The organism is Mucilaginibacter sp. SG564 (genome assembly GCF_013149275.1).
Classification (GTDB): domain Bacteria; phylum Bacteroidota; class Bacteroidia; order Sphingobacteriales; family Sphingobacteriaceae; genus Mucilaginibacter.
The window spans coordinates 12,639-35,343 of the sequence record NZ_JABGNA010000006.1; the positions used below are offsets into that span (position 1 = coordinate 12,639).

21 protein-coding genes and 1 tRNA gene are annotated in these 22,705 nt (G+C 43.3%); 9 read left to right on the forward strand and 13 right to left on the reverse strand.

Going from position 1 to position 22,705, the window contains the following annotated elements; genetic code table 11:
* Positions 1-12: 12 nt before the first annotated feature.
* From FHW89_RS14595 to FHW89_RS14615, 5 genes are all read left to right on the forward strand, one after another.
* The gene (locus tag FHW89_RS14595) at positions 13-570 is read left to right on the forward strand and encodes a hypothetical protein (protein WP_172335808.1); all 558 of its coding nucleotides are present in this window, start codon (positions 13-15) and stop codon (positions 568-570) included.
* Positions 571-966: 396 nt separating this feature from the next.
* Positions 967-1,482 (forward strand): hypothetical protein, encoded by a 516-nt coding sequence (locus tag FHW89_RS14600; protein ID WP_172335809.1) that lies wholly within the window; start codon positions 967-969, stop codon positions 1,480-1,482.
* A 40-nt stretch (positions 1,483-1,522) separates the two neighbouring features.
* Positions 1,523-2,158 (forward strand): hypothetical protein, encoded by a 636-nt coding sequence (locus tag FHW89_RS14605; protein ID WP_172335810.1) that lies wholly within the window; start codon positions 1,523-1,525, stop codon positions 2,156-2,158.
* A complete protein-coding gene (locus FHW89_RS14610; RefSeq protein WP_172335811.1) occupies positions 2,134-2,916 on the forward strand; it encodes a sensor histidine kinase in 783 nt (260 codons plus the stop codon). Before FHW89_RS14605 ends, FHW89_RS14610 begins: the two co-directional genes overlap by 25 nt.
* 138 nt (positions 2,917-3,054) lie before the next feature.
* Positions 3,055-3,708 (forward strand): response regulator transcription factor, encoded by a 654-nt coding sequence (locus FHW89_RS14615; RefSeq protein WP_172335812.1) that lies wholly within the window; start codon positions 3,055-3,057, stop codon positions 3,706-3,708.
* 10 nt (positions 3,709-3,718) lie between these two features.
* On the opposite strand, the gene FHW89_RS14620 is transcribed toward FHW89_RS14615, so the two are convergent.
* Positions 3,719-4,615, reverse strand: a complete 897-nt coding sequence (locus tag FHW89_RS14620) for an AraC family transcriptional regulator (RefSeq protein ID WP_172335813.1) — start codon at positions 4,613-4,615, stop codon at positions 3,719-3,721.
* Between the two features lie 126 nt (positions 4,616-4,741).
* Between FHW89_RS14620 and FHW89_RS14625 the strand changes: the two genes are divergently transcribed.
* Positions 4,742-5,563 (forward strand): phytanoyl-CoA dioxygenase family protein, encoded by an 822-nt coding sequence (locus FHW89_RS14625; protein ID WP_172335814.1) that lies wholly within the window; start codon positions 4,742-4,744, stop codon positions 5,561-5,563.
* Positions 5,564-5,742: 179 nt separating this feature from the next.
* Here FHW89_RS14625 and FHW89_RS14630 read toward each other — a convergent pair whose 3' ends face one another.
* The 6 genes from FHW89_RS14630 to FHW89_RS14655 are packed head-to-tail and all read right to left on the reverse strand — an operon-like array spanning position 5,743 to position 12,115.
* Positions 5,743-6,735 carry an L-histidine N(alpha)-methyltransferase gene (locus tag FHW89_RS14630; RefSeq protein ID WP_172335815.1) on the reverse strand — a complete coding sequence of 331 codons (993 nt, stop codon included), beginning with the start codon at positions 6,733-6,735 and terminating at the stop codon, positions 5,743-5,745.
* A gap of 18 nt (positions 6,736-6,753) precedes the next feature.
* Positions 6,754-7,902, reverse strand: a complete 1,149-nt coding sequence (egtB, locus tag FHW89_RS14635) for an ergothioneine biosynthesis protein EgtB (protein WP_172335816.1) — start codon at positions 7,900-7,902, stop codon at positions 6,754-6,756.
* A 4-nt stretch (positions 7,903-7,906) separates the two neighbouring features.
* Positions 7,907-9,481, reverse strand: coding sequence for an ABC transporter permease/substrate-binding protein (locus FHW89_RS14640; protein ID WP_172335817.1), 1,575 nt, complete (start codon positions 9,479-9,481; stop codon positions 7,907-7,909).
* Entirely contained in the window at positions 9,474-10,436 is a 963-nt protein-coding gene (locus FHW89_RS14645; RefSeq protein ID WP_172335818.1) for an ABC transporter ATP-binding protein, read from the reverse strand. Before FHW89_RS14645 ends, FHW89_RS14640 begins: the two co-directional genes overlap by 8 nt.
* 9 nt (positions 10,437-10,445) lie before the next feature.
* A complete protein-coding gene (locus FHW89_RS14650) occupies positions 10,446-11,831 on the reverse strand; it encodes a mercuric reductase (RefSeq protein ID WP_172335819.1) in 1,386 nt (461 codons plus the stop codon).
* 2 nt (positions 11,832-11,833) lie between these two features.
* Complete coding sequence (locus FHW89_RS14655) at positions 11,834-12,115, reverse strand: DUF427 domain-containing protein (protein WP_172335820.1); 282 nt, start codon at positions 12,113-12,115, stop codon at positions 11,834-11,836.
* Between the two features lie 193 nt (positions 12,116-12,308).
* On the opposite strand from FHW89_RS14655, the gene FHW89_RS14660 reads away from it, so the two are divergent.
* Positions 12,309-12,380: transfer RNA gene (locus FHW89_RS14660), tRNA-Glu, on the forward strand.
* Between the two features lie 249 nt (positions 12,381-12,629).
* Entirely contained in the window at positions 12,630-13,850 is a 1,221-nt protein-coding gene (locus FHW89_RS14665; RefSeq protein WP_172335821.1) for a site-specific integrase, read from the forward strand.
* Between the two features lie 468 nt (positions 13,851-14,318).
* Here the strand turns inward: FHW89_RS14665 and FHW89_RS29155 are convergent, their stop codons facing one another.
* Positions 14,319-14,507 carry a DUF4440 domain-containing protein gene (locus FHW89_RS29155; RefSeq protein ID WP_172336161.1) on the reverse strand — a complete coding sequence of 63 codons (189 nt, stop codon included), beginning with the start codon at positions 14,505-14,507 and terminating at the stop codon, positions 14,319-14,321.
* A 143-nt stretch (positions 14,508-14,650) separates the two neighbouring features.
* Positions 14,651-18,064: an ABC transporter permease gene (locus FHW89_RS14675; protein WP_172335822.1), complete on the reverse strand. Its 3,414-nt coding sequence runs from the start codon at positions 18,062-18,064 to the stop codon at positions 14,651-14,653.
* A 123-nt stretch (positions 18,065-18,187) separates the two neighbouring features.
* Between FHW89_RS14675 and FHW89_RS28650 the strand changes: the two genes are divergently transcribed.
* Positions 18,188-18,550: a hypothetical protein gene (locus FHW89_RS28650; protein WP_216650578.1), complete on the forward strand. Its 363-nt coding sequence runs from the start codon at positions 18,188-18,190 to the stop codon at positions 18,548-18,550.
* Positions 18,551-18,655: 105 nt separating this feature from the next.
* Here the strand turns inward: FHW89_RS28650 and FHW89_RS14685 are convergent, their stop codons facing one another.
* From FHW89_RS14685 to FHW89_RS14700, 4 genes are all read right to left on the reverse strand, one after another.
* Positions 18,656-19,585 carry an NADP-dependent oxidoreductase gene (locus FHW89_RS14685; protein WP_172335823.1) on the reverse strand — a complete coding sequence of 310 codons (930 nt, stop codon included), beginning with the start codon at positions 19,583-19,585 and terminating at the stop codon, positions 18,656-18,658.
* A 159-nt stretch (positions 19,586-19,744) separates the two neighbouring features.
* The gene (locus FHW89_RS14690; RefSeq protein WP_172335824.1) at positions 19,745-20,374 is read right to left on the reverse strand and encodes a hypothetical protein; all 630 of its coding nucleotides are present in this window, start codon (positions 20,372-20,374) and stop codon (positions 19,745-19,747) included.
* Between the two features lie 36 nt (positions 20,375-20,410).
* Entirely contained in the window at positions 20,411-21,481 is a 1,071-nt protein-coding gene (locus FHW89_RS14695; RefSeq protein WP_172335825.1) for an alkene reductase, read from the reverse strand.
* A gap of 86 nt (positions 21,482-21,567) precedes the next feature.
* Positions 21,568-22,551, reverse strand: coding sequence for a helix-turn-helix transcriptional regulator (locus FHW89_RS14700; protein WP_172335826.1), 984 nt, complete (start codon positions 22,549-22,551; stop codon positions 21,568-21,570).
* Positions 22,552-22,705 lie beyond the last annotated feature (154 nt).

Genomic DNA, 22,705 nt, shown 5'->3' on the forward strand with positions numbered 1-22,705 from the left:
TAACAGTTGCCTATGGATATTTTCAGCCATATCAAGTCTGCCATTGGTATTATACTGGGTTTGAGTATTACGCACCTGCTCCGGGGAGCTGCCAAGCAAATTCAGCATCCTGGGCGCAGTAAACCCTATTGGGTACATTCCCTATGGTCGTTTTACCTGTTTATCTTACTGCTCCATTTTTGGTGGTGGGAGTATAATCTGCACGATATTAAACACTGGCTTTTTGCCGAATACCTTTTTGTAATTATTTACATCGTAGTATACTATAGTGTTTGCGCTTTACTATATCCCGATGACCTGAATGATTATAAAGATTATGAAGATTATTTTTACTCCCGCCGAAAATGGATCTTCGGCATATTGGGTTTTAGCTATTTACTTGATATTATTGATACCCTGATCAAAGGCAACACCTACCTGCATCATTACGGCATTGAATACCCCATCCGTAACGTTACTCACTTTGTGCTGTGCATGGTGGCTATAAAAGTAAACAATCGGGCATTTCATGCCGTATTGGTGATTGTTTTTATTGTGTACGAGTTTTCCTATATATTACGATTGTTTTAAAATGTAAAAGGGCAGCGCATTAAGGCTTCGCCCTTATTTATAAGATCAGTTTATAGTTGTTATAAACCTAAATAATAAATTTAATGCCGGCAATATCTGCTTGTTAATTATTGTTAATAACTATTTGCGTCAATTATACGGACCTTTAGCATAAAGGCTTTATATGGCATAATAATAGCATTTTATGCGCCGCGTAATATTACAGTTTTTGATACGTAAAATTACGTGATCTTATACTTCCCTGGAATCAATTGAAGCTTGTTATTTGCTGTTTATGAGTTTGTTACGTGATTGTTAATGCTGGGATAAGTTTTACGTCCCGGTTCGGATTTGTTGAATTAATTACTAATTAATGTTAGTTTTAACCACTAATCCCAAACCCTATTAATTAAAATCATGGAAACAACAACTACAACAACAGAAACACAACAGGCAAGAGGTGTTATCACTGGTAACGAAGGCGCCGTTATAAGCCTTGATAGTGCCGCGAGGTTTACTGCCAATCACAGGCACCGCAGCCCCAAAGGCGCAGCTATTTCCCAGCTTTTTGGACAGGTGATTGTCAACAAGATCCTTGCTCAGCCAGGTTGCTTGGCTATCCGTATTTATTACGCCAACAGGCAACAGCTAAGTGGTTTTCAAAAGTTTTTTGTAGCCATTGGTAACTTTTTTATCAAAACCATTGCCAATGCCGATGGCGATATGCGTTTTGTAATATCAGGTGTTACCGAAGATGGTGAAGATATGCTGCCTGGCGATATGAAAGGTGAGACCGTTATGTCTACGACATATTCAACCAATGTGAAGACATTTAAATTATTAGACTCTATGGACGATAACTCCTTAGGTGATGATTCATATCCTTGCCCAGGCTCAACGGGTTGTCCTAAAAACAAGCTAACAGGCGGTTGATTATTTAAAAACTTTGATAAATATTCTATAACCCTAAGGTATGGCTATCGATGTTACATTGGTCATTATTTCTACAATATCAGGTTTTTTCCCTGTAGTTACGGCTATTTATAATTATAGACATCTTGATAAAGTATTAAAAATAGCCGCAGCCTTTTTTCTTGTTGAATCGCTTTTTGATCCAATTATGTGGATCTTGCCTCATTGGTTCCATGTCAAGAACAACATGCCGTCTATTCATATTAATATTATAGTCACGGTTTCGTTTTTTACAGTTATCTATTATAAGCTTTTCACAAAGCCGGTTTTAAAAAAGATCACTATAACGCTTTCTGCAGTTACCTTAATTATAGCATTATATCATAGTTTGAATTTGCAGGAATATCCTTCTGTTTCAAAAACAGCTATGGGTATTTTACTTATCTTTTTATCATTGACTTATTTTTATCAGCTACTTAATCCTGAAAAATTTGTTGATATTGAAAAGCAAGGGCTTTTCTGGATAAATGCGGGGGTTCTGATATATTATGCTGTTAATATCTTTCTTTTCATGATATTTACACAAATACCGCTTGAAGATCGGCCCAATTATTATATCATTAACAGCATAACTAACATTATTTCCAATATATTATTTTCAGTAGGATTATTTTGCAAGCCACAGGAAACAACCTGATCCCGGTATTAATTATCGGGACTTTGGTGGTTGTTATATTAATTACTTGCCTGTTTTTCTTTGTGATCATTTACCAGCGTAAAATGCTGAAGAATCAGAAAGAATTACGTACGCTGCATGATCAGCGGCAAGGCGATTTGATGAACGCTGTTTTTGAAACACAAGAGAGCGAACGCAAGCGCCTTGCCGAAGATTTGCATGATAGTGTGGGGCAAGTTCTGTCGGCCATTAAGCTCAATATGCATCGGCTGGATAAAAACTGCATCAGCCAAAGCTCCCAGCCCCTGCTGGCTGATACCCGAAGACTAATTGACGAGAGTATCCAGGAAATACGCAACATTATCCACAACGTTTTACCCCCGGTGCTTACCGATTACGGTTTCCTGATAGCTTTGGAAGCCCTGGGTAATAAAGTAGAGCAGGCTACACGTATTAAAGTAAGGTTTGAAAAAAAAATAAGCGACCAGCGTTTTCCCCATGAAATTGAGCTGGCGCTATACCGCATAGCGCAGGAGCTTTTTGGCAATGCTATCAAACACGCTGATGCTACTATTATTCATCTCTCGGTAAAACAGGAGGGTGATTTTATGGTGATGGAATTTAAAGATAACGGAGTGGGATTTAAATTGAATGAAGTAAAACAAGGGTTCGGTATTAAGAACCTGGAAAGCCGGGTACAACTCATCAACGGCGAAATTAATATTATAAGCAAGCCATCGGCGGGTACATTTACTACTATTAGATTAAAAATAGAATAATTCATTATCAAGTAGTTAGCATCAGGTATCACGACTTTGATCATAAGATGTGCTATATTTAACCGCGAATAATCACGATACTTGACACTGGCTACTTGATACTATTTACTATCTTTATAGCCAACTATTTGTTATACAATGAGTACGATAAAATTAGGCATTATTGATGATCATAAAATTTTCAGGAACGGATTAAAAGCAACGTTAGAAGATTGTGAAGATTTTGACCTGATATTAGAAGCATCAAATGGCAAAGAACTGATTGGGCTGTTAACCGATAGATCTCCGGATGTATTATTGATGGATATCAAGATGCCCGAGATGGATGGTATCCAAACCGCTGATTATGTGCACCAACACTATAAGCATATCAAGATACTGGCGCTATCGATGTTTAACGAAGACAAATATATCGTAGATATGATGAAGGCCGGGGCATCGGGTTATCTGCTTAAAAATGCCGAACCGGAGGAGATCATTGAAGCCATATCAACAGTATATCACAAGGGTTTTTACTTTAACGAACACTTATCCATAACGCTGATCAAGCAATTGGTTACCAATGAGCACGGCGATAGTATTCCAAACAACAAGGCCGATCTTAACGAACGTGAAATTGAGGTGCTGAAACTGGTTTGCCAGGAATACTCTAACCAGGAAATAGCTGATAAAATATTCCTGAGCGTACGAACCGTTGAAGGATACCGGGCGCGCTTATTTGAAAAAACCTGTTCAAAAAACCTGGTAGGCCTGGTTATATATGCTATTAAACGCGGTATAATCAGTGTATAACCCCCGGGTATTAAGCAGATAACTTTTTATCGTCATTAAGCAGGTTACGCATAAACCTTTTGCGGTAATTAAGTGGGCTCAGGTGCATTTTAGCCTTAAACATTTTGTAAAAGTGCGATACATCGCCAAAACCACTTTCAAAAGATATTTCTGATATGGGCTTGTCTGTTTGTACCAGTTGTTGTATAGCATAATTAAGTCTGTACTCAATTATGGTTTCCATAAATGTTTTACGGGTTACTTTTTTAAAGTACTTGCAAAACGCGTTAGTGGTCATGTTGGCTATACTTGCCGCGGCATCCAATGAAACTTGTTTTCTGAAATTTTCAACCAGATAAGCTAATACCGGATTTATCCGCTCACGTTCTGCCAGGGAGCGCTCGGCTATCACCCGGTGCTGATCAAGCAGTATATAATCTTCGGATGATGCCATCCGTTGTAATATTTCCAGCAAAGATATCAATATCCGGAAATTGCTTTTTTCATCAGCCAATTTTAGCAAAAGCTCTTTTACTTCTTTTTGCGTGTCGGAGTGGAATAAAATACCGCAGCCACTTTTTTGAAAAAGTTTTTTAATGTGCTGCAGCTCAAATTTATTAAAAAACTCATCGCCCAAAAAAGCGTCGTTAAATTGTATTACTATGGCGCTGGCTTCCTCAATAGGTATTTCACTGGATTCCAATTTCCAGCAGTGCGGAAGATTGGGGCCAAGTAATACCAGGTCGCCAGAAACAAAATCTTCCATGTGGCTGCCCACATAGCGTTTGCCTGTGCCTTTAATAACACATGTCAATTCATATTCTTCATGAAAATGGTAAGGGGCATCAAATGCCAGTTTATCAAATTTCCGGACAAGGAATGATTGACTGTTTGCGGGCTGAAGGACTTCGTAAGAGGCTTTGATCATTGCATATTTTAACGTAAAGTAATGAATTTTATTGAGCGGTGGATAATATACGCCACTTTCCTGCCATTCATTTCATTTTTTTTTATATAAAGATAAGCTTCCTTTGAAAAAAAAGCTAATAAAATTATGATTAGTGCATCTACCTATCTGCCTGAGCTTGATAATTTTAAGAAATTACCTGCCGAAAGTATTCAAGAGTTTCGCGAAAAGGGACACACATTAATTAAAAACATTCTTTCAGAAGAAGAGATAAACGCCTATAGGCCTGTAATAGTAGGGGCCGCAGAAAGGTATAATACAGAAAAGCGCAAGCTGGAGGAAAGAGACACTTACGGGAAGGCTTTTTTACAGATCATGAACTTATGGCAGGCTGATGCTGATAGTAAAAAATTTGTTACCGCCCGGCGAATGGCAAAAATAGCTGCCGATTTAATGGGGGTTGACAGTGTGCGGCTATATCATGATCAGGCTTTGTTCAAAGAGCCTGGCGGAGGGCCTACTCCATGGCACCAGGATCAGTATTATTGGCCTATTGATACCCACAATACCATAACCATGTGGATGCCCCTGGTTGATATTGATGTAGATATGGGTATGTTAACTTTCGCGTCGGGATCATATGTTGACGGCGCGGTTTTTAACCATGAAATTTCTGACGAATCAGAATCGCTCTTTGATGATTATGTAAAACAAAAAGGGTTTGAGATCAGCAGAGCCAAAACTATGAAGGCGGGCGATGCCACCTGGCACCGAGGGTTTACTATTCATAACGCGCCGGGTAATAATTCAGATCGGATGCGCGAGATAATGACCATTATTTATGTGGCTGATGGTGCCCGGATAATCCCCTACAAAAATGAATGGCAAAAAAACGACCATCAAAAATGGCTCATGGGTAAACCTATAGGTGGATTGATCGACTCGGAGTTGAACCCGAAACTATTATAATATTTTTGTCTGAACCATGATTTTTGGGTTAACATGATGGTTTACACTTTTAATCCATTATTTGATGGAAATTGTATATAAATCATTGATTATCAATTATTTGAATATAATTTTAACCCTAAAAAGTGTAAACCATGTAAACCCGCTTTTGTAACAAAACAGACTGTCTGTTCAAAAAATTATGCGGCCATCCAGATAGCGTCAATAAACCATTTTTTGGTATCGAAAAATTGCCCTACCGGTACAAAGCCTGTATTGATAGCTATTTGATCGGCCTGCATAATGGTGAACTTTTGAGATATTTCCATGTAAATATACTCGTCTTTTAAAAACGCGATAGTTTCTTTGTCATTGATAGTTACCTGCTGGTCAACGGTGCTGATGAGATAGCTTTTGCAAGCACCTGTTTCCGGATCATAAGTTGGGTAATGCTCAAATTTAGAGATATCGAAATTGGAGTTTAGTTCGCGGTTAATACGCGCCAACAGATTAAGGTTAAACCGTTTGGTGATGCCTTCTTTGTCATTATAAGCGGCCAGCACAACTTTAGGGTCTTTTTTAAGATCCATGCCAATGAGGGCCATATCACCCGGCGATAAATGTTTGCGTAACTCCCTGCAAAATTCAATAGCATCATTTATAGGCATATTGCCAATGTTTGATCCCAGGAACAAAACCACCTTACGACGGGACGAAATAGAGGCCGCTTTGGTAAGCATTTGAAAATATTCGCCATTTAGGCCCGTGATTTGTAAACCGGGTAAAGTAACCGGGAGGGTCATATTCAAATAGCTTATTACATTTTCAGAAATATCAATAGGAAGGTAAGTGAAATCGGCTTTTTTCTCCAATAAATATTTAAGCAGATAACTTGATTTAGTGGCATCGCCGGCACCCAATTCAATCAGGTCAAAGGCATCACCATCGGCAACAATAGCATCTGCAATTTCGGCGGTTTTTTCAGAAAATATCTCCAGCTCACAGTCGGTTGGGTAATACTCCGGGCTGTTCATGAGCTCCTGAAAAAGCTTATCGCCATTGGCATCATAAAAGTATTTTGAGTTTAACCGTTTTGGTGTTGATTTTAATCCGGTTATCACATCATTGTAAAACAAGTCGGTTTTTGTTTGTGATGGGTCGTTCAAGTCCGTATGTGCTAAGGTTGAGTCCATATTGAGGTAATTATGCAATTATTTAGCAAGCCTGATGCCGGTAAACTGCCAGCGTAAATTTGTTTGAAAAAAATTGCGGTAAGTGATGCGGCTATGTCCCGGCGGGGTAGCTTCCGAAGCGCCGCGTAATACTTTTTGGTTTACCATAAACTTGCCGTTGTATTCGCCGATGGCTCCCGGGGCTTTGGCAAAGCCTGGATAAGGCAGATAGGAGCTTTCTGTCCATTCCCAGCTTTTGCCCCAGCTAAATTGTGTTGCCGCGGCTTCCCATTCAAACTCGGTTGGTAAGCGGAGCCCTTTCCAGGAAGCGTATGCATATGCTTCAAAATAACTGATGTGGCATACCGGGTTGTTAGGGTTAAGCAATTCTAAACCATGAAAGGTGTAATTATGCCACTCCTCATCAATTAAGTGCCAGTAAAGCGGTGCTTCGATCTGATTATTCTTCACCCAATCCCAACCCTCAGCATGCCAATGCCGAAAATCATGATACCCACCGCTGTTGATAAACTCCAGATACTCGGCATTGGTTACCAGGTTCGCGCTTATTTCATAGGCGTTTAAATAAACCTTATGGCGGTTTAGTTCGTTATCAAAACAAAACCCTTCACCGGTAAATCCTATTTCATAGATGCCCTCATCGATGCTGATAAAATCAACATCTGCAGTAATCACCTTAGGCGATACATAGCTGCTTGAATATGGAGGAAATAATGGATTATGGCCTAAAATATATTTGATATCGGTTAGTAACAGTTCCTGGTGCTGCTCTTCGTGATTGAAGCCTAATATCAGCAGCTCTTTAATATCCCCCGAGGGTTCCGTGCTCAGAAATTTTTCCATGGCTTCATCTACGTAGGCCCGGTACTGGTAGATGTCGTTAACGGTTGGGCGACTTAAATTGCCCCTGTCTGTACGAATAACGCGATTACCAACAGTTTCGTAATAGCTGTTGAAGACATAGTTGTAGTTGGGATTGAACTCCTGGTAGCCCATGAAATAAGGTTTCAGGATAAAAGTTTCAAAAAACCAGGTGGTGTGTCCAATATGCCACTTAGGCGGACTAACATCTACCACAGGCTGTACCACGTAGTCTTCTGTTTGCAGCGGGCTACAAATGTATTCGGTACGCTGCCGTACTTTCTTATAACAATCAACTAAATTCATGGGACTATTTACTATTCAAATATCGTTTGAGGTTGGAAATTGTTTTAATATTTAAACTTTTTGCTTGCTGCTCTCTCATCATTAAAGCATACGCATTATTAAACCCAATTGGTTTTAGCCAGCTTATTTGGTACTGCTTTTTAAATTCCCGCTGCACATAATTGTAAGTGCTATCCTTATTTTTAGTTACCTCATTTATAGTTTTTGATGAGGCTTGTAATATGGCTAGTAAGCCGGTGCCGGTATATTCCGGATAAAAATCTATCTGGTTATTAGTTAAAGCATCAAAACAAATCTTTGTTCCTCCGAGCCCTGTTTTTGTTGATACATCATAATTGGTGTATCCTTTTATAAGCATGCTGTACATGTTGGCCAGTATATATTGTTCGCCAAATATTTTAGAGCCAATGCGTACAATGTTCTCTTCATTGGCCTTACGGGCCGGTTTAAACAATTTATGATTCACTAAAAAATCTTTGGCTACCCGCTCCGGGCTTTGGTGAAGATAGTCAGTACGGTAATTTAAATCGGTCATCACGGAATCATTTATTTTGCCGGATAACAAATTCAGTGTTCTTTCGAGTTCCGGAAATTTCTTCAACGCGTCATTCCTTACAATTGGCGCGGCATAGTATGGTGGGAATATGCCTTTATCATCATCCAGAACTACGAGGCCATAAGCTTTTAAACGCCCATCGGTGGAGTATCCGCTGATCACATCCAGCTCTTTTTGATAGGCTGCCTTGTACATCACTGCATCACTGATCACAATGGTATGGATCTTTAAGCCGTATTTGCTTTCTAAGCCGAGGTTACCATCCTGCCGGCCCATAAACTCGGGCGTAAAACCGGCTGTAAGCTTACTTCCATAGGCAGTGGGTATAAAATAAAACGATGATAACAGCAACAGAACAATAGGCAGTGCATAACTGCTACGTTTAAGTTTTCTGAAATTGAGTTTTTGTACCAGTGATAACAGAAAATCAAAAATAATGGCCAGTAAAGCTGCCGGAATAGCCCCGGCAAGGATCATATTGGTATTGTTGAGCGATATGCCACCGAAAATAAACTCGCCCAAGCCTCCCGCTGCGATGAAGGATGCCAGTGTTGCCACGCCCACATTAATGACCGTAGCAGTGCGGATACCGGCCAAAATAACCGGCATAGCCAGTGGAAGTTCTACCTTGAATAATATTTGCCATTTGCTCATGCCCATAGCTGTGGCCGCTTCTTTAACCGCGGCATCTACCCCGGTAATACCGGTATAGGTATTCCGGATAATAGGTAGCAGGGCATATAATAATAAAGCAACAATAGCCGGTTTGGGGCCAATTCCTAAAAGAGGGATCATAAAACCCAGCAAAGCGATACTCGGAATGGTTTGCAGTACACCGGCAAAGCCCAGGACAGAACCAGAAAGCTGTCTTTTACGGGCGATAACAATACCCAGGGGCAAACCTATCAACACTGCGAAAAAGAGCGATATAAAGGTAAGTCCGATGTGCTGCATAGTTTGCACTGCCAGCTTATCGGCCTGCTGCTGCATAAACTCCAGTAAGGTTTGCTGATGCTCATTCATGCCCCTGTTTATTTTTATATTGGTTAAATGCCGACATGAGCTGCTCAAATCCAATGATTTTTATTTCGTTTTGGTCTTTGCTGATACTGATCGTCTCTGAATCAGTAAATTTAAACTGTTCGAGGCCGGTCCATAGATTTGTATTGGCAGATATTGTGGGTGATTGGTCGGTTTTGTGGAGATCGGGCAACAAGTCCCAAATATCCAGTAGCCGTATCGCCTTGAATTCCAGTTGCAGGCGTTGATCTTTCAGAAAATCCTTTACAAAGTTATTTGGTGGGCTGAACAGTAGATCGGTGGGCGTGCCAGATTGTATGATCTTTCCTTTGTCCATAAGGCATATCCTGTCGCCCAGCTCAAAAGCTTCCTGCACATCGTGGGTAACCATGATGATGGTTTTTCTTTTTAACTCATCAAGTGCCTTGAATTCTTTATGAATGGAGGCTCGTGTAACGTTATCCAAAGCACCAAAGGGCTCGTCCATCAATAAAACCGGCGGATCAGACACCAGGGCCCGGGCCAAGCCAATGCGCTGCTGCTGACCACCGCTTAATTCATTGGGGTAAGCATGCAGGTAATCGGAGCTAAGGTGTAGTTTCTCCATCAACTCGGCAGTGCGATCAGCTATTTTCTTTTTATCCCACTTTAATAATTGAGGTACCACGGCGATGTTTTCGGCAACCGTATAATGTGGAAATAGTCCGTTGTTTTGTAAAACATAACCAATGCCACGTCTTAGCGTTTCAGGCTGTTCATCGGCAATGTTTTTTCCATTAATGAAAATGCTGCCTGATGTTGGCTCTATAAGCCGGTTGATCATTTTAAGGGTAGTAGTTTTACCGCATCCACTTGTACCTAACAGAATGAGGTTCTCTTGTTCCTGAACTTCAAAGCTAATGGTATCAACCGCTTTAACTTTACCAAAATGCTTGCTTATATCTTTAACCTTTATCATAAGCGGGGGTTAATCCTCCAGGGTCATAAACAAGTTATTTAATGATTCTGAATACAGGGGATGAGCAAACACACAATAGCGGATCCGGTCGTACGTAATGCCGCCCTCCATCGCCATTTGCAGCACGGTCATGATCTCTCCGCCTTCGGGGCCTAAAACAGTAGCTCCTAAGATCTTTTTTGTTTTGGTGTCAACAACAGCTTTCATAAACCCACGGGTATCCCCGGTTTCTATAGCGCGGGCTACGTGGGCCATGGGTAATTTGGCCACTTTGAAATTTAAGCCTTGTTTTTTAGCTTCGGTTTCATCTATCCCTACCCGGCCCAACTGTGGGTCGGTAAACATACAATAAGGAACTGGGCGATCATCTGTATTCAGATCTTGTTTTTCGATGAGATTTCGGTAAACAATGGTATAATCGTTATAAGAGATGTGTGTAAATGCTGGCCCTCCTTTTGCATCACCAAGGGCGTATATGCCGGGAGTGCTGGTCTCCAGTTTGTTATTTACTTTAATATTCCCCTTTTCGTCTACAGCCACACCTGTACTGGATAAGTTAAGTGCCTCTGTTTGCGGGGTGCGGCCAACGGCTACTAATACATGTGTGCATTTGACCTTTTTTTCTTCACCATGTACAGATATCGTGGCGGTTATTTTACCACCTTTTTTCTGATTAAATCCTGTAGCTTGTGTTTGGTTATAGATAGTAATGGCTTCGGCCTCCAATATCTTTTGCATTTCGACAGAGATATCTTCGTCTTCGTGTGATACGATCCTGGCTGATTTTTCTAATATAGTAACCTTGCTGCCAAACCGGCGAAACATTTGCCCAAACTCCAGGCCGATATAATTACCACCCAATATCAATAAATGCTCAGGAACATAATCCAGATCGAGTATAGTTGTTGATGTCAGGTAGTCAATATCACTCAAGCCCTCTATTTCGGGTATGAAAGGGTTATCGCCGGGGTTCAGAAAAATAAGATCAGCCTGCAGAGTTTGTTTTTTGCCATTATTCAACTCTACCTGAATAGTTTTATGCCCAGTGAAAGTAGCTTCGCCAAATAATACATCAAGGTTTTGAGTTTTTTCTGCCGCATGCAGCCCCCCATTGCGTGAACGAAGTACGATCTCGTCTTTGCGTTTTTTGATCTGAGGCATATTCACCGAAAACTTTTTTATGAGTACACCAAGCTCCGCGCTTTTACTGGCCATGTAAGCAGCTTTTGCCGATGCCACCATGGTTTTTGTAGGTGTGCAACCATCATTTACGCAGGTACCACCATAAAATCTTTTTTCGACAATGGCAGTTTTTTTGCCCGCAATAGCCAGTTTTTTGGCTAATGGTGCACCCGCTTGCCCGGCGCCGATAATAATGGCATCGTACTTCTTCATGTTTATTCGGTTACTTTAACACCTTTCCAGAAAGCCACATAATTGGTAATGTGGTTTGCCGCTTCCTTCGGTTGCGGATAATACCATGCGGCATCCTGGTTTTTTTTACCATCCACATTCAGGGTATAATAAGATGCCAGTCCTTTCCATGGGCAAGTAGTATGAGTATCGGTATTTTCAAGGTATTCGGCCTTAACGCTTTCTATCGGGAAATAGTGATTATTTTCGACCACGATAGTATCATTACTTTCAGCGATGATCTGATCGTTCCAAATTGCTTTCATAAAGTATGTTTTATTTATTTATAAAGATAGCTTTAACATGGCAAACATTTACAATGATAAATGGACGATTTTGTTTGAAACCCCTTTAAAAAGGGGGCCTTTAGGGCTAAAATATTTTTTTTAAATTTTATTTTTAATTTATCTATAAAGCTATATCTTTGCAATCCCAAAACAAGGGAAAATAAATAAAAAAGGCCCGTTCGTCTAGGGGTTAGGACAGGAGATTTTCATTCTTCAAACAGGGGTTCGATTCCCCTACGGGCTACTTAAAACAATATCGAAAGATGCTAAAAACCTGCAAATCAAATGATTGCAGGTTTTTTTGTTTCTATCAAACACCATTTTATGCACCGAATCGCAACAAAAAAGATGCAAATTCGGTGCGTACCTAAATGGAAAAATGCTACGCACCGAATTGCTTATAATTAATTGATTATCAAGATGTTCAATCATTAAACATCTTGATAATAGCAGGCTACAAACTTACTTTTGTTTCACTTTTAAGCTTGTAATTATGAAAAGTAATTTCCATCTGCTTTTTTACCTGAGAAAGCAAAAGAACTACAAAGGTGGCCCTATGGCCGTCTACATGCGCATTACCGTAGATGGTAAACGCGTAGAAATGTCTGCCGGACGTGAATGTGATCCGGCGAAATGGAACAGCCATGCGGGTCGAGCCATCGGCGTAAAAGAAGAGATCAAATCGCTTAATAATTATCTGGACAGCCTGCTAACCAAAGTTAGAAATGCGCACCAGGTGCTGATTGATGCAAACCAGCGCATCACCACTGAAAGCCTACAGAACCAATTCACAGGAAAAACAGAAAAGAGTCGCTATCTGATGCAATTGTTTGCTGAACATAATGCCAAAGTAAAGGCATTGATTGGTAATGGTTTTGAGGCGAATACATTAAAAGGATACAATACATCTGAAAAACACCTTACTGGCTTCCTCCAAAAAAAATATGGCAAAACAGATATAGAGATCAGTCAATTAGACTACGCCTTTATTACTGGATTTGAGTTTTACCTGAAAGCAGATTGTAAAATTACCGGTGTATCTGCCGCCAAGTACATTAAACATCTTAAAAAAATAGCTAATCACTGTATCGCTAACGGCTGGCTAAAGCAAAATCCATTCATCAATTTTAAATCTACTACCAAGGCAAAAGAACGCACTTTTCTTACGCAGCAAGAACTGGATAATATTACGACATCCCCTAAAATTACGATTGAACGTCTGAAGCAAGTAAGGGATATTTTTGTTTTTTGCTGTTACACCGGTTTGTCTTATGCCGATGTAAAGAAACTAAGGCGCAACGAGATCGGCATTGGCGTAGACGGCGAACAATGGATATTTACCAGTCGCCAAAAAACGGACACATCTTCCCGCATCCCACTGCTCCCCGTAGCTTTAACAATATTAAACCGCTATCAGGATCATCCCCAATGTGAAAATAAAGGATTACTATTACCTGTATTGAGCAATCAAAAAATGAATGCCTACCTTAAAGAAATAGCTGACCTATCGGATGTCGTTAAACACTTGACGTTTCACCTGGCAAGGCATACGTTTGCCACAACCGTTACCCTATCCAATAGCGTACCAATAGAAACGGTCAGCAAAATGTTAGGGCATACCAATATCAAAACCACCCAGCACTATGCTAAAATCCTGGACTTAAAAGTGAGCCAGGATATGGCAGCTCTTAAACAGAAATATCTAACCGTTTAATAACGGTCCGGTTTTATTTGTGGTCCCTTTTGTAACCGTATTGATCATCGCCTTTGCGACTATATCATGGCTAAGCGTAAAGGCTGCTTTGATTAATCCTGTACAAAGCTTAAAAACAGAATGAAATATTAAATAAAGCGTTTTGAGTTGTTCAACTCAAAACGCTTATAAAATCTAATCTAAATATAATTAGAGTTTGTAGACTTAAGAACCATTTGGTAGTTTCTCGGTGACAGCTGTTTGTCAGGAGTTATTATCATTTTTTGATTTTGCGCCAGATAAGAGGCAAACGTCATCTCATGCGGAGATTAAGCTGCGTCGCTAATCGTGAGGGCCAGATACCCAAGCCTTTGTCGGTCACGCTTATGGTAACCGAAGACTTTCTGAACAATTGCGGTTATTACAAGGGATATAAGTTCCATCTATTTAGCATCGATTTTAAAGACGTTACGGAATTCCGGACAACTTTTACCTGTGATCGTAACTCATTTCGCGCTTCACCTGCCACTTGCCGTTCCTGTTCTCCCAAACTTCGGTAAACCTTGCAGTGGCTTCCAACTCTTCGCTGCCATTAACTGTTCCATAAAATTGGTATACCCCAATGGCTAATGCGCCAAAACTACCTAAGCGGTAAACTTCCAGGCAGCCTTTGACCAGTTACCTTCTTGAAGGATGCACCGGATCGGTAAAATTCCTTTTAATTGTATACCACTAATAATGCGTCCCGTATCTCACCCCGGAACGCACCTATTCAACTAATCCCAAACCCCATCTCAAGGATTCAAGTTCTTGTATCAGAATTATTCCGACCGGAGGCTTTTCACTGGGTTGGTCAATGCGGCTTTGATGCTGTGGTAACTAATGGTGAGCAAAGTGATCAGTAACGCCCCTGCTCCGGTCAATGCAAAAACCCACCAGGACAACCTGGCACGATATGTATAATGCTGCAGCCACTGATGCATAAAATACCAGGAGAGCGGGACGGAGATGACCAACGCGATTCCCACAAGCATGATAAATTCTTTCGATAACGAACCCCAGATGCTCATCACGGACGCGCCCAATACCTTGCGAATACCGATCTCTTTGATGCGTTGTTCAGCCACAAATGATGCCACTCCGAATAATCCAAGACAGGAGATAAAGATAGCGAGCACCGCGAACACGGAAGCCAGCTTTCCGGTACGTTCTTCGGCTAAGAATTTTTGCGCATATTCACTATCCGCGAATTTGTAATTAAAAGGCGCCTCCGGAGCGAATTTTTTATAGACGGCTTCGATCCTGGCGAGTGCAACGGATGCAGGCATACCGTCCCTGAGTTTCAAAATTATCACATTGAATGATCGCTCCCGGTCATCCATCAAAAATACCACCGGGGTTACGGGTTCGAAAGGTGAATTCATGACCATATCTTTTACCACACCCAACACCTTCCAGTCTTTGCCATGCCATTTGATGGTTTCGCCTATCGGTTCTTTCAGTCCCATCTGCCTGATGGCTGCCTCATTGAATAAAAAGCCTGACGAATCACTCAGGAACTGCCTGGAGAAATCCCGGCCTTCCTTCATTTTCCAACCTACCACGCTGCCAAAATCGGGGTCGACCAGCACGGTGCCGAAAACCTCCTGCCGGCTGGGGTCTTTTCCCCTCCAGCTCAGGTTATCTGCTGACGACCATGTTCCGGTCGTTGGGTTGCCAGCCGGGGATACGCCCGATACTGCGCCAGTGTTTAGCAGTTCTTGACGGAAAGCGCTATACTCCCTGATTGCATTATAAGGGATCGATACAAGGTTGTCCCGGTTGTAACCTACCGGCCTGTCCTTTGCGAATTCAATTTGTTTGAAAACAACGATGGTCCCGATGATGATCGTAACAGAAACGGCAAATTGAAGGACTACCAATACTTTGCGGGGCATGGCAGCCGATGGTCCTGCCTTGAAGGTTCCCTTCAATACTTTAACGGCATTAAAGGATGATAAGTAAAGTGCCGGGTAACTGCCTGCGGCAAGTCCGGTCAGGAGGCAAAAGCAAAAACAGATCAGCCATACCAGCGGGTCATTCCAGATCAGGTGAAGCTGCTTGCCCGAAATGTCGTTAAAAAAGGGCAGGCTAAGCCAGGTCAGCAGAACAGCGATTAGGAACGATATAGCGACAATTAGAAAAGATTCGCTTAGAAACTGCATCACCAGTTGGCCCCGCAGGGAGCCGATGGCTTTACGTATACCTACCTCTTTTGCGCGTTTTTCGCTCCTGGCCGTGCTCAGGTTCATGAAATTAATGCAGGCCAGAAGCAGAACGAATAAGCCGATGATGCCAAAAAGCCATACGAACTGTAGGCGACCTGCGACAGCAATGCCATCCTTAAACTCATAAAGATGCCAAGCCCGCATGGGAAATAAGATCAACTCGGGTTTGGTAGCATCTTTTTCCCTGCGTTCAGACAGGATGTTGCGTATTTTGTGGGCTACTTGCGGCAGCTGGCTTCCCTCATTCAGTAAGGCAAAAACCTGGAAGGAACTGTTATTCCAGTTACCCATGTCTTCGGCATTTTTAAACAGCAAGCGGATAGGCGCTATAAACTCAACATTGCCAAACTGCGTGTTTTGCGGCAGGTCCCGGTACACTCCGGCAACCTGTACCAGATAAGCATCGCTGATCTTGATTGTTTTGTTTATAGGATCAGCATCTCCGAACACGGCCCGTGCGAGTGATTCATTAATCAGTATGGTGCCCGGTATCTTGAACGCTGTTTTCGATCCCTTTACCATATTCAGCGTGATGATATCGGTCATTGCAGGTTCGGCAAAACAGCCGATCCGGGAAAAGGCATCGTTATTATAATTGATGTTCTGCTCGTAGATAACTGTAGCAGAAACAGCTTTAAAATCGCTGCCATACTGCCTCCGCAATTCTGCTGAAAGCGGAAAAGGCTGCGAGGCCTGCGTCGCTATGCCGCCGCCGACATGCTTATTAGCCAGCACCTGCACGATGCGGTCATAATTCGCGTTGAATTTATTGAACGATACCTCGTCCCATATCCATAAACCAATGAGCATAGTCACAGCCATACCCACCGCCAGGCCGCTAATATTGATCAATGAGGAGGCTTTGTTCCTGGTCGTGTTCCGCCAGGCAATTTTCAAATAATTTTTAAACATATGATTCCGGGTTACCTGGTACGAAATTACCGGCGCAGGCCGGGAACCATATGTCAAGTTATAAGATGACAGTTGTTTTTTATACACCGCAGGGGTTTTTCCGGTCACCTGCTTGAATGCGCGATGAAAGGTGCTAGGCGAGTTAAAACCCGAATCGAAGGCCATGCCCTCCAGGGTAAACTCATCAAAAGCCGGATCCTGCATTTTTTGGATAACTTCGGCCACCCGGAGTTCATTGATAAAATCGTTAAAGCTCTTTTTCAAACCCTGATTGATCAGCCGGGAAAGTTCATGCGTGGTCAGCAGCAACTTTCCGGCAAGGCTGTTCAGTGTCAGTTCCGGGTTCCGGTGATAGTGACCGTTTTGTACCGACCTTTTTAACCAGGCCACCTCACGCTTCAGTTCCGACCGGCGCTGGGTAATTGGTACGACCGTAGCTACCGGAAGGGTCACCGGTTTAATGATTGACAGCCCTGCCATGCGGATCAGCATCGCCGCCGGCAATAGGTAGCAAGGCGTATAAGTTAAGTTTGACCGGTAAAAAAATAGGTTGATCATGCCGTAACATAACGCTAATAGCACAGCAATTCCTAATAGGCCCAACGAGATCTGAACGTTTTTCAAGCGGTTACGATAGCGGTCACCTTCCTGAAATTGCTGGGCATTATAAAACCGAGTCATGGCGCGGCTCGACAGGTATAAATAAATGCCGGCAGAACAAATGGTAAAACCTAGGCCCAAGTTCCGGCCGGCAAGTTGCAAGGACAGTTCCGCCAGCGCAGGAACGCAATGCAGAAAATCCTGGTAGCGGGTCTGTTGATCCGGCTGGGTTAGCTGACGTACATAAAAGTACAGCAGCGGCCCGATTGCCAGTGAAAGTTTGAGCGGCCATGTCTGTCCGCCCATGACCCGGATCAGCCAAAAGCTTACAACAAGAAGTGCCAACCCCAGAAACCTGTTGGCTTTTGTCTCGGGTCCCTTAATCAGCCATAACAACGCTGCAAAAGCCAGCCCGATAAATACCAGGCCGACCAGCAGCATGTCATCTAAATTCATATGCAACTGGTGTCCGTTCATTCCTATTCTCTCGTCAAGGCATATTCCAAACAAATAAAAGTCTGATCGATAGGATTTTAAATTAAATGAATTCAGGTCAAATGTAACGAAATCGAACAATAGGTGTCCGGGGTCGAGTCAGATCATATCGTCCGAATATATCCAGGCAGAAACGGACTGCGAACTGCTGGTCTTTTCGAAAAAGGACTGGAACCAGATCGGCAATACCGTAGTAAACTGGAAAGCCATAGAGCAGCTGATACCGCATTTGGCGGAGAGATGCAGGCTACCCCCCCTCAATCCCCAAACCCGCAGGATGTGGCCAACACCATTGTAAAACTGATCGGCACCCCAAAAGGCCAAAGGCCTTTAAGAACCGTAGTTGACCCGATCACCGGTAAATACATTGAGGCCGCAAATGAAGCGGTTGCGGCGCAACTTGCGCAAGGCCTGACGGTCTTCGGTATGGGTGAACTCCTCCAATAATAGGCAATGGCAGCGGGGGAACACTCCGCTACCATTATTGGAAACATTAATTCAGTTTTACAACGGCGATCAGCGTCTCAAAATGAGGCCGCCGGTCGCGCCGGTTTAAACCACTTTGATGACGATCTTGCCCCGGGTATGCTTTTCGGCGCTGAGTCGTTCCGCTTTGGCGGCTTCATCCAGATTAAATACGGCCGATACGAGCGGCTGCACCATACCCTGTTCGATCAGCTCAGCTATTTTTTCCAGGTCTTCCGGATAGGACTGCGCAGTAAAGCCTTCCAGTTGGATCTGTTTTTCTTTAGCTTCTTCTTTGAATTCCTGCATGACGGTGGTCACCAGGCGGCCGCCTGGCTTGATCACCTGCAGGGAGCGCTGCTGCGTGTCCTTACCGATCAAGTCAAAGACCAGGTCGATGTCACTGAGCTTTTCTTCAAAACGTTCGTTCTGATAATCGATGGCTTCGTCGGCCCCCAATTGCTTGATGAATGCCAGGTTGTCGACTGATGCGGTACCAATGACATAGGCCCCTTTCCATTTGGCGAACTGGACGGCAAAACTGCCAACGCCGCCTGAAGCGGCATGAATCAATACGCGCTGTCCTTTTTCCAGCCTGCCGAACTTGAAGAGACCCTGCCAGGCGGTGAGGCCGGCAAGTGGTACCGCCGCCGCGTTGATATGATCCAGGCTTTTCGGCTTCAGCGCGATCTGGTCGGCTTTGATGACCAGGTACTCCGCAAAAGCGCCATTGGTGGTCGGGAAAGGCCGGCCGTAAACTTCATCGCCAATACTGAATTTGCGGACATGGTTGCCCGCGGCTTCGATCACACCCGAAACATCCCAGCCGATGGTCAGCGGGAAATGCGTCGGGAACCGTTCCTGCGCCGCACCTTCGACGATCTTCTGATCGACCGGGTTAACCGAACTGGCGTAAACCTTGATGAGGACTTCATCGTCCTTGGGCTGTGGTTTTTCAATATCTTCGAGTTCCAGCACATCGGTGCCGCCGAACTCATGTATCCGGTTCGCTTTCATAGGCTAAATTTGCTTTAAGATTAACAAATTTTACCGCCTTGTGTTTTTCGCAATACTTAGCTTAGGCCGTTGGCTGATCTCAAAGAAAGCTTGATCCCGTCCCGGGCATATTTTTGACCCCGCCTCAAAACTGTAATCGCCGCTCAAGGTTTTTTCATACTATTTTCTCCTGGTATATTCGTACCGGTGAGCAAGCCAGCTTTTGCCGGTGCCGTCCGCCAAAATAAAATGCTGTTCTTTGACAACGTGGTCCGGATTCTCAAAGTTGATGGTTTCGTCCATGCGCAGCATTTGACCGGTGACAGACGATCCCTTACCGGCAATTGGAAACGGGTCAAATATTACCCTGATTTTACTTGCTTGACCGCGGTCGAAACTTGCGGCAGGCATTAGCCCAACCGGAACCCTGATATCCATAGAAATGGATCTCCAACGGCCCTCGATCCTGTTAAAACTCATGTATTCTATCCTTTCTACGGGAGCATTGGCTGTTGCTGGCGCAGCATAGATAAATTCCTGTAAAACAGAACCGATCATTTGTCTCCGGGCAATTAAGTTGGTATTGTAAACGGGTTTTGAGGTAGGGGAACTCCATATGGTTTCCTTTACATCAAAATTTCCCTGTAATAATTTCAATGCGGCGTTTTCCGCGCCAAGGGAACTTACCGACTGCTCTGCCAACGATAATTGTTGCGCATGAACATTCCCGGGCAAAAATACGGGTAGTATAACAGTCAGCATCAGTGCCCGTAAACAAGCAACAATATGCTCTTTTTTAACTTTTTCCATTATTTTTTAATTATTTATAACCTTTAATGTATAGGATCAATTGAATAAAACCGGGTAATCGGTATATCCTTTAGCACCGGGCGTATATAAAGTGGTAAAATCAGGTGCGTTGAATTCTGCTCCGTTGATAATGCGCTGCTCCAGGTCCGGATTCGCTAAAAATGGCCTGCCAAAGGCGATAAGGTCCGCATCCCCTTTACTCAATTCAGCTTCTGCTTTTTCGGCAGTAAAAGTGTTGCAGTAAATAATGGTCCCCTCAAATTCGGTCCGGATAGCTGCTAAGGTTTGTGCAGGCACCTGCGGGTTAATGCTGATGTGTATATAGGCAAGCCCGATACGGTTAAACTCCCGGCTTAAGTGAATGTACGTCTCCTCCGTAGCATCGGCATCATAAGTTTGCAGGTCACCAAGGGTAGAATTAGGTGAGATCCGTACGCCAACTTTTTCTTTGCCAATAGCATCCGCTACCTGTTGTGCCACTTCCAAGGCAAACCTGCTTCGGTTTTCGATGCTCCCACCATAAATATCTGTGCGGTCATTCACATTGGGATTTAAGAATTGCTCAATGAGGTAACCATTGGCCGCATGTAACTCTACGCCGTCAAAACCTGCGGCCACAGCGTTTTTGGCGGCTGTTACATATCCGCTGATCACCTCTTGTACGCCTTCGGTTGATAATGCTACCGGAATAGGGTAATCTTGCATACCCATCGTATCGGTATGCATTTGCCCTGCTGCCGGTATAGCGGATGCACCGATCACATGAACCCCCTGAGGCAGATTCGCCTGGTGACCGATACGGCCGGTGTGCATCAATTGCAAAAATATTTTGGTGTCGTTTTGATGTACCGCGGCCGTGGTTAATTTCCAGCCTGCTATTTGTTCAGGTGAAAAGATACCGGGAATCCGGGCATAACCCAATCCTTCAGGCGCGGGCGCGGTACCTTCTGTGATGATCAAACCTGCGCCCTTGCGCTGGCTATAATATTCTGCCATCAGGGCGTTTGGTAGATTGCCGATAGCACGGCTGCGGGTCATCGGTGCCATCACTATATGATTCTTCAAATTCAGGGATGGACTATTGTAGGGCATCAGTAACTTTTTCATATCGTTTGTTTTTATCTTTTAAATGATATGTCAAAGGTCAGCAGGATGCCGAATTTAAAATAGCGCGCTTCGCCCGAAAAATAGTCCTATCCGCCTGATGCGTACTTTTTAGGCTTCTGTTGGTGGTGCCGCTCGAATAAGCGGGTAAAATGGCTTAAATTACTAAAACCTAACTGGTAGCCCGCCTCACTCACCGAGTAGTTCTTATGTTTGAGCAGGTAGGCCGCTTCCTCCATCCGGGCCGTTTGATAATAGTTGTAAATGCTATCGCCAAATACCTGCCTGAACAGGTCTTTCATTTTGGTTTCGCTGAGTCCGCCCAATCTTGCCAAATCTGGCAGGCTGGGCGGTTGGCTAAGGTCACTGAGAATCGCTTTCCGGATGATAGCCAGTTTTTCCGCATCGGCTTTGTTAATGGGGCTATGTCCGGCAGATCGGCGATTATGCAGTTGGTTAAAAACGTCATACAGCAGCATCTCGGCTTTAAGGCGAAAGTAAAAGCCTGCAAGCCCGTTGTCTGACTGTGGTTCCGATAGTTGTTTGAGTGTTATTTGTGTTTCGGTCCCCATACTTTCATAAAAAAGAAATGATTCTTTGGGGTTAACGATGGTATCGATCAAATGATCAGGCCGGTTCAATGCTAACAAGCCCTTAAGGCGCGCGGCACTCAATCCGATCACGGTAAAATAGATATCCGTATTGGCCGGGAAAGTGATCAGCGAGTCTAAGTTATTGGAGGCGATCTGGATCGCCAGATCGTTATAACGGCTAAAATTCCGTTGTTGCTTATCGTCTGTGATCAGGCTTACTGGTTCTTCATTGTTATAGAAAATGACGCTGATGAAGCTGGCCGGTTCTTTTGAACCGATCCGTTTTAAGACCAGTTCCTGGCTGAGCCGGTACCGGTGTATCAGCAGGCGGAAGTCGTCATTCAAGTCAACGCGGCGCACAAAGCCCTCGCCAAGAGATGAAGGGATTTGCAGTTCGTTATTAACAACGGGAACCTTTAAGGCTTCCGCGAAGGCGGTCAAAAAATTGAACTGCGGCTGGGTAACGAACTCGATCAACATATAGAATAATGATAATTATTTAGCGTTCATTTCCTTGATCATGCGCTCACGGTACCGGTACCGCAACTCCAGTAACTGCGGTTTCCTCCCGTAAACCCATTACAAAAGTAAACTAAAGCGATTTAGTTTCCCTATTGTTAAAAACAGCGTCATA